General features: G+C 47.5%; 7 protein-coding genes and 1 pseudogene. 4 read left to right on the top strand and 4 right to left on the bottom strand.

From position 1 onward, the window contains the following. Together L5M17_RS17145 and L5M17_RS17140 are read right to left on the bottom strand one after the other, a co-directional pair. Positions 1-142 (bottom strand): annotated as a pseudogene (locus tag L5M17_RS17145) (IS4 family transposase); the annotation flags it as partial. Positions 143-633: 491 nt separating this feature from the next. Next, on the bottom strand, positions 634-2,166 hold the full coding sequence (locus L5M17_RS17140; RefSeq protein WP_263148650.1) for a DUF3612 domain-containing protein: 1,533 nt from the start codon (positions 2,164-2,166) through the stop codon (positions 634-636). 255 nt (positions 2,167-2,421) lie between these two features. Between L5M17_RS17140 and L5M17_RS17135 the strand changes: the two genes are divergently transcribed. Together L5M17_RS17135 and L5M17_RS17130 are read left to right on the top strand one after the other, a co-directional pair. Beyond that, entirely contained in the window at positions 2,422-2,985 is a 564-nt protein-coding gene (locus tag L5M17_RS17135) for a malate synthase (protein WP_011845404.1), read from the top strand. A gap of 286 nt (positions 2,986-3,271) precedes the next feature. Further along, positions 3,272-4,222 (top strand): YeiH family protein, encoded by a 951-nt coding sequence (locus L5M17_RS17130; RefSeq protein ID WP_263148648.1) that lies wholly within the window; start codon positions 3,272-3,274, stop codon positions 4,220-4,222. A 23-nt stretch (positions 4,223-4,245) separates the two neighbouring features. Here the strand turns inward: L5M17_RS17130 and L5M17_RS17125 are convergent, their stop codons facing one another. Next, a complete protein-coding gene (locus L5M17_RS17125; protein ID WP_086014207.1) occupies positions 4,246-4,392 on the bottom strand; it encodes a hypothetical protein in 147 nt (48 codons plus the stop codon). Between the two features lie 113 nt (positions 4,393-4,505). Then, entirely contained in the window at positions 4,506-5,051 is a 546-nt protein-coding gene (locus tag L5M17_RS17120) for a helix-turn-helix transcriptional regulator (protein WP_006079428.1), read from the bottom strand. Positions 5,052-5,196: 145 nt separating this feature from the next. Between L5M17_RS17120 and L5M17_RS17115 the strand changes: the two genes are divergently transcribed. Together L5M17_RS17115 and L5M17_RS17110 are read left to right on the top strand one after the other, a co-directional pair. Continuing rightward, positions 5,197-6,420, top strand: a complete 1,224-nt coding sequence (locus tag L5M17_RS17115) for a metal transporter (protein WP_263148645.1) — start codon at positions 5,197-5,199, stop codon at positions 6,418-6,420. After that, positions 6,417-7,445: a membrane fusion-like protein gene (locus L5M17_RS17110; protein WP_263148643.1), complete on the top strand. Its 1,029-nt coding sequence runs from the start codon at positions 6,417-6,419 to the stop codon at positions 7,443-7,445. The genes L5M17_RS17115 and L5M17_RS17110 overlap by 4 nt, the downstream gene beginning before the upstream one ends. Position 7,446: the final 1 nt, after the last annotated feature.

Here is a 7,446-nt window from a genome sequence, read left to right as displayed (position 1 = left end):
AATTTCGACCTAACTCAGTCAAGGTCAGTGTCTTACATTCAATCAGTGCCTTAGAGGCCAGCATCAAGCTGTTTAATCGTTTTAGGTGAAGTTCTGGGCAGTATTGGTGTAAAGAATGTTGTAGGATATTGGCTTCGCGCATCTTGTTGTCCAAGTGTAGTTTTTAGCGAAACCATTTGATCATGCAACAAGATGCGCTTCCACCCTAATTTGATGATTTATTTGTAAATCATCAGGGGATTCTTCAGAATGTAGCTCCCAAAAAAATTACCATAAAAGTATATATATCTCACTATGGTCGCTCATGTGCATCCATACACTTCACGACATTCAGACATCCCGCCTATCAAATAGCGAGCTAGCTTTCGCAGGGGCAGGGGCGAATGAAAATCGGTGATTTTCGCGCTTATGAGCGAGAGGCAGGGATTGCCGAACTGGAGTGCTTTACATGGATGTAAAGCGAGGACTTCGGAAGCGATAGCAAATTTGCCAATGAGCACAAGGAGCTTTCAACTCCGTTGGGGGCGTCATGGAGCATCCAAGGAGGATAGGACGAGCAGTCCTCCTTGGTCGGGTGTGGGGTGAAGCCCCACGACTTTCTCGGCTGTAAGGCCGCAAAACTCAACGTAAAATTTACGTTGCCCCATCACACAGTGATTTACCTGCTTGATAGCAACTGGGTTGGCGTGGGCATACGGCGCCGCGAGAGCAAATAAGGCGGGCGTCGTTTTTGATCCCGCGCTCTATCCAGTTGATATTGAGAATTTTTGCGACGCTCACCAAATCGCTTTTAATGTGTTTGGGAATAGTGACAGAACCGCCGCTGGCGACACAGGCATTCTTCAAATCGTGGGCGATAGACAGGGCATCTTTACCTTGGGCTTCAATGGCTGGATTTAAATCAATACCAGCGCAGAGCACATGCGGGTTGCCTGCCGAGTCTTCGACTTTAATCGACTCACAGCAGTAAATGCGGGGTTCGTTGCCGACGTTTAAAATCGAAATCTGTGCCGAAGTACCGACCGTCGGCTCACTGATCATCCTAAAGACGGCCCAATGCTGACAAGGGTCTTCCACTAACCGCATATTGCCCCAAGGCAGTGGAATACCGTTACCACGATAAACGGCTTTGAGTTTGCCTGGTGCGTAAGCGTCGAAATAATGCCAATGAGGATAAGGAGATACCACTGTCATGCGCCGCATGGCGACTGAGGCTGACACTTGCAGTTGCTTGTGTACCTCAATCTCATAGCCGTGGCGGTCGAGTAATTGGCGATAAGGCACTTTAGGGCACAGCAGCGCACCAGCGAAGAAGCTCGATTCAAAATCGCGCCACGCATGCAAGATATCCTGCGCGTTCAAGGTATTGGACTGCATACCCGCCTCTTCATCCACTTCTAATTTGCGGCCTGAGATCATCACACTCTTGAGGCCGTCCTTGTTGTGCAACACGCAATGACCTATGTGCACGGCTAAATCATATTTGAGTCTGTTGGGGCGATTTTTGAGGATTTTATTTACATAAATCGTGCTCGGCGGCTCAATAAATGAGGTGACCAACTGACGCGAACTCACGCCCATTTCATCGATAACTTCCTGCGGCGTACTGTCTATCCACTTGATTTTTAATCCCATTCCCTTAGCGATATCCAGCATATCGTCTAGAGATAAGGGCATACGTTTGAGGCCGACTTCTTCGGCGGCACGTTCAAGATCGGGGAAATGATTTTGATGGTGTTCTTGATGGGCGCGGATCAATAAATGGGCAAACTGCCGACCTGAGATCCCTGTCTGCGACAGCATCTCAGGTATCGCTATTTGTAAAATATCATTGGAAAACAAAAAGCTAGGTTCGAGTGCCATACCGCTTATGCCGCCACGTCGGCCCTTGTCTGGCGTAATGGCGTTTTCTTCGGGCACATCGTCTAAGAACCATTCGGCGTCTTTTTGAAAAACCGCGGCGATGACTGCCAGCATTCCGGCACTCGGCACACGCTTGCCACGTTCGATCATCGACAAATATGACACAGAGGGCGCACTTCCGGCGTCGACTCGAATGCATCGTGCCGACAAATCTTCCATAGTTAAATTATTACGTTTCCGTAGGTTACGTATTTTTGTGCCTAGGAAATGTGATTTTCTCATCAAGCTCTGGTCATTGCGCATTTTGTAAAATTCACAGTGTAAAATTTTTATTGTGAAATTGTAGTCAAAAAAAGACTAGACTACAAATCAAGCAATCAAGGAAAGGCTAATGCGAACAAGCTAAGCCATTCCAGTACAAGAAATGCTTAACCACTCCCACTAAAAGTGGCTAAGCACTCAAAGCGGACAAACCAAATTGAAGACAAACTTTGATAAGCCAAAAGTTAAATCAAAACCCTGAATTTTTTTAAATTGAAAGAGTGAGAGGAACAAGCGATGAATATGTCAATTATCAAGAGCAACCAGATCCAACCGAATCTAAACAGCCTCATCGCAGAAGAAGTGCTAGCCGTGGCCCAAGTGAATGTCGCCGAGCACGAGAAGATCGCTAATGCGAAACAATTCCTCGACCGCCTCTTTCCACTTAACTCTGGTTCACACCAAGATGTGAGCAGCTATGTGGTTTACTACCAACACCTGTTGGCCTTTTTTGCCGACGGCAGCCACAGTGGTTTACGTCAGCCAAAACAGTTTGTGGCCTTTAACGGCACTAAAGATGCGCCTTGCGCCATAGTGTTACAGGACCTAGGTTGCCACGTTGAACTCAGTTTCGACCGCAGTGGCATGATAGGTGCGAGAGACGTTGCCAATCTGGAAGATATCCAAATCGGAACGTCATTAAACATGGTAGTCGGAACACCAGAGTCACGTTCTGCCGCATCGCGCCATTGGCTCAGCCTATTACATGCGGGTATGTCCAGCGCCAACGACACCCAAGATAAGTTGTTTACCGCAAAGGATGGCAGCGATTACAACTTGAAAAGTATCGTAAATTTATAATTTCACGCTTTGTAACCTCGCCATTTATTATCTAGCCAAGAAGATGAACTGAGCTCAGTTCATCTTCTTCGATTTACCCTCCTGCTTTGCCAAATCTTCTAAGAGTCAATAAAATTGATTAACTAGGTAAGTTTAATTGATTTTATTGAGGCTCATACACACAGCTATAATGCCCTCTTGCATCTGTCTCCATGATCAATCCAATTGATCGCCATTTTGTATCCGTCGCTTAATGTGAAGATCTGTGGTTGGAACGATAAACCGAATCGCTCGAGCCTAAGGCGTTATGAATTCTTCATCGACATCACAGCAAGATAATAAGACTCATCGCATCGTTTTCATCTGTGCGGGTTTGTTATGCCTCGCGCCTTTTATCTCATCGCCCATGGCGCTAGTGTTAGGTTTTACCTTAGCCAGCCTTGGTTGGGTGCCAGTGCAATGGAATATCGCCGCACTCACCAAAAAACTCCTGTCTTATTCGATCATTGGCTTAGGGTTTGGGATTAACTTAAACGCGGCGATCGAGGCGAGCACCCACAACTTCGGCCTGATTGTTGGCTCAATCTTTTTCACCCTCAGCTTAGGGTTTGTGCTCACCCGCGCCCTGAAATTTGATCATGTCACGGGCCACTTAATCGCCTCTGGTACCGCTATTTGCGGTGGCAGTGCCATTGCCGCAGTCGCTCCGGCCATCAATGCGCGTAACGATCAAACCGCCACTGCATTAGCCTGCGTATTTGTGCTCAATTCAGTCGCGCTATTTTTATTCCCCGCACTCGGCCACTTGCTCAATATGAGCCAATACGATTTTGGCGTGTGGAGCGCCATCGCCATCCACGATACTTCATCGGTTGTCGGCGCGGCTTCGGCCTACGGCGATGAAGCCTTAAAAACCGCAACAACCATAAAACTCGCCCGTGCCCTGTGGATTATCCCGATCGCATTAGTCAGCGCTATATTGTTTGGTGGCGATAAGCGCAAGCTTAACCTGCCGTATTTTATCGGTTTTTATTGTTTAGCCATTGCCGTAGCCCATTGGTTGCCACAATTCCACGCTGTTTATGACACCTTATTTATGGTGTCGAAACGGGCATTAGTCCTGTGTTTGTTTTTGATTGGTGCAGGAATTACAGTGCAGAAAATGCGGGCGAGTGGCCCCAAACCTTTGTTGCTTGGGGTAATGCTGTGGGCAGCGATTGGTATCACGTCTTTAGTGTATATTCTTTATTTTCAATAGCTAAGATTTTGCGGAAAGCCAGTCTACTCTGCCGTCGGCTTCATTCGCCAAGCCCAGCAGAGGACGCCTACAAAGGCGGAGAATTCGATAAGTGAACGCACGAGTCCTGTGGTTTGCGTCGAAGCGACCAAGGCAATCAGGCAAAACACGATAATCAGCCAGTTTTTCAATTGCATCTTCCTGCAAACTTAGAGGATGCTCATTATTGTTTAGAACTAAAAACTCAGCAAATATCGATTTTCAATAACAAATAGCTATAACAGCTAAGCCAATCCAGCGCAGATTAAGCCGCCTTAGAACTTGATGCCGCTTCATTCGCAGCAAGATCTTGATTATGTTCTTGAATAAAGTCCTCCATAAACCAAGCACAGAAAGTGTGGCGTCCATCCACAGCCGCTTTGCCATAAATGGTCGATGCCTGTTGTCTGACGGTTTTTTCTTTAGTCTGGCGAACTTCGGCAATTTCTTTAAAACTTAAGCCTTTAAGTAATAAAAATGCCACTTGCTGCTCACTCTTAGTAAAGCCCCAAGTCTCGAATTGCTGCGATACAGCTTGGCTGTATTCTTGTCTGGCAGAGCGCATTTGCGTCGACATATTGTCGATTTTCTTATCCGCATGCTCCAACCTTTTAGCCAACGCTTTCACTTCGCGGGAGCGACGAATAAGATCATAACTTAAGTACATGGCACCAATCACAGTGAGCACTAACAGCATGGCTTCCTGGGCAATATGCCATTGGGGAATGCCCAATTGAATGTCGGATGAGATGTCAAAAAGCTTAAAGCATATGATCAAGGCCAACAGACCAATAATGACAAGATCCTTCATCGAAAAACTCCTAAATAAAAGCAAAATCAACCAATTAATTTATGGGACATATGTACCATAGACGGTTTTATGATACATGTCCCCCACGACTTTCGCCCACCAATCCCTACACTGACAGCACACTTTATTACCATAGAATCGTCCTATGTCTGTCAGTACGTCTTGTATCAAGTTATGTCTGTTGGCGACCTTAGTCAACAGCAGTTTCCTGTGCCACGCCGCGAATTCCGAGCTATCTCAAGCACTCTCCACCAGCCAAGCTAGATTACATTCTCTATCTCAATCGGGCGGCCAGTTACCGCAATCACAAATAAGCTTGAGCAGCTCAGCTTGGCTCAATGGCCTGCCGAGCATTAGCCTGAGTCACTTAGGTAGCCTAGATAATGGTAACAGCTACGAGCAGGAACTCTCACTCAATTTGCCAATAAAATCCCCTGCTTTGCACAGCAGCGACAAGCAGATTAAACAACTCACCCAAAGCATTCAGGCGCAACAAGTCGCGCTGCAAGGCCTGTATTTATCGGGATTATTGCGACAAAGCCTGTGGGAACATCGTCTTGCTGCAGTGAAACTGGCCCAATTAGATCGCAAGAGCCAATTACTCGACAAACTCCATAGTCAGCAAAAGCAACTCACAGATGCGGGCGAACTGCCGATTGCCCACATACTCTTGTTAGAGCGCGAACTGGTGGATATTGCACTGGAGCGGGTCGATCTTAATCAGCAACAGGCCGAGGCGCGTGCCCTCTATCAACAACTCACCGGACAAGAGCAAATACCGCAGAACATAGCCGAAACCGCGCGGCCACTTTCTGCCAACAACCAACCCAATGACATGCTCGCGCAGCATCCATTATGGCAACTACTGAGCCTGCAGAAGCAGCAACAGCTGTTGATCATCCAGAGTCAGCAAGCAGGGAATAACGATCCTTGGGCAGTCTCACTCACGGCCAAAAATACCGCCGATAATCAAGTCGATGATCAACAGCTTGGCATCGCCGTTTCTGTACCACTGACTTTGGGTTCTGCCCTATCACAAACCGAATTATCCCAATGGCAACAAGCCAATACCGAGCACACGCTCAACCTCGACCGTACCTATATCGAACTGAAAACTCAGCTTAAAAAGCTAGAACAACAGCAACAAAACTTACTCGACCAACAGACATTGCTAACTCAAGCCTTACACCTTAGCCGCACCATCACTGAAGAGCTGGCCAAGGTCAAAGACCAAAATCAAGTTAGCTACGAAGTCTGGCTACGCCGCTATATGGATGCCCTCGATACCGAATCCCGCTTAGCACTGAACCAAGTCGCGCAGCAACAACTGCACTCCCAACAACTGCAAGCCTTAGGAATTTCATTATGATGGCCAAGTACGGCGCATGCCTTTTCTGTTTATCCGCCAGTGTTGCCACTTTAGTGCAGGCTGAATCCTTAACGATTAGCTCCCTCGGTAATTTAGACCTGAGCTACGTGCAACCACAGAAAGTCGCCAGTTATGAGGGCAGCCCGTTGCCCGCGCAGGTTGAAATCCTCCCCGGTAACGATTACTGGATCAGCACACCGGAGAATATCCAGCAGATCAGCTTTCTCGTCGGCCAAGGCCAGCTCGTCACTAAAGGCCAAGCAATAGTTAAACTGACTGGGCCAGAAGTGTTCCACTACCTCGCCCAAGTCGAAGCCGCCAGCAGCTTATATCAACTGGCCAAAAGCCGTTATGAGCGCAATAAACCCTTATTAAACAATGGCAGTATCAGCGCAGAAAAATGGCAAGAGATCAGCCAAGACTACTTCAGCACTCACCTCGAATACGAGCACATGCAGCATTTTATGGAGATAGTCAAAAGCACAGATGCCGCCACAGACTCCCTAGTGGTAGGCACGCCAGTGGCGGGGATCGTTAAACTCAACCAAGTGAATGGGCCTTATATGGCGGGTTCACAGCTATTCTCACTGGTGCCCAGCGACAGCATTCGCGTCAAGGTCAGTGTGCCAATGAGTCAGTCGCACTCACTTTCGGCGGTGAATATCAATCAGTGCCATATCGCCATTGAGTCCGTGTCGGCCATCGCCGAAGGTGCCTTTGTGACCGCTTGGTCATCACCCTTGCCGCAGGAATGTAACTTACTGTTAGGACAACAGATCACTGTGATACCCGAGTATCAAAAGGCGGTGTATTTATTGCCTAAAAATAGTGTTTTTAGTTGGGAGCAAGACAGCCAAGTCTTCACTAAAACCGCCGACACGCTCACCTCAATTACGATCGATATTCTCGGTTCAACCCCTGAGCAATATATCGTTGAAAGCGATCAAGATCTGAGCCAAATCCAAGTGTTATCCCAGTCGGTTGCAGCAGTCAAAGGCATAATGCTTGGCCTAGGAGGCGAATAAG

The organism is Shewanella sp. SW24 (genome assembly GCF_025653395.1).
In the GTDB taxonomy this organism is placed as follows: Bacteria; Pseudomonadota; Gammaproteobacteria; order Enterobacterales; family Shewanellaceae; genus Shewanella; species Shewanella oncorhynchi.
Note: the sequence above shows the minus strand (reverse complement) of the source record. Positions and strands in the feature narration are given on the sequence as shown.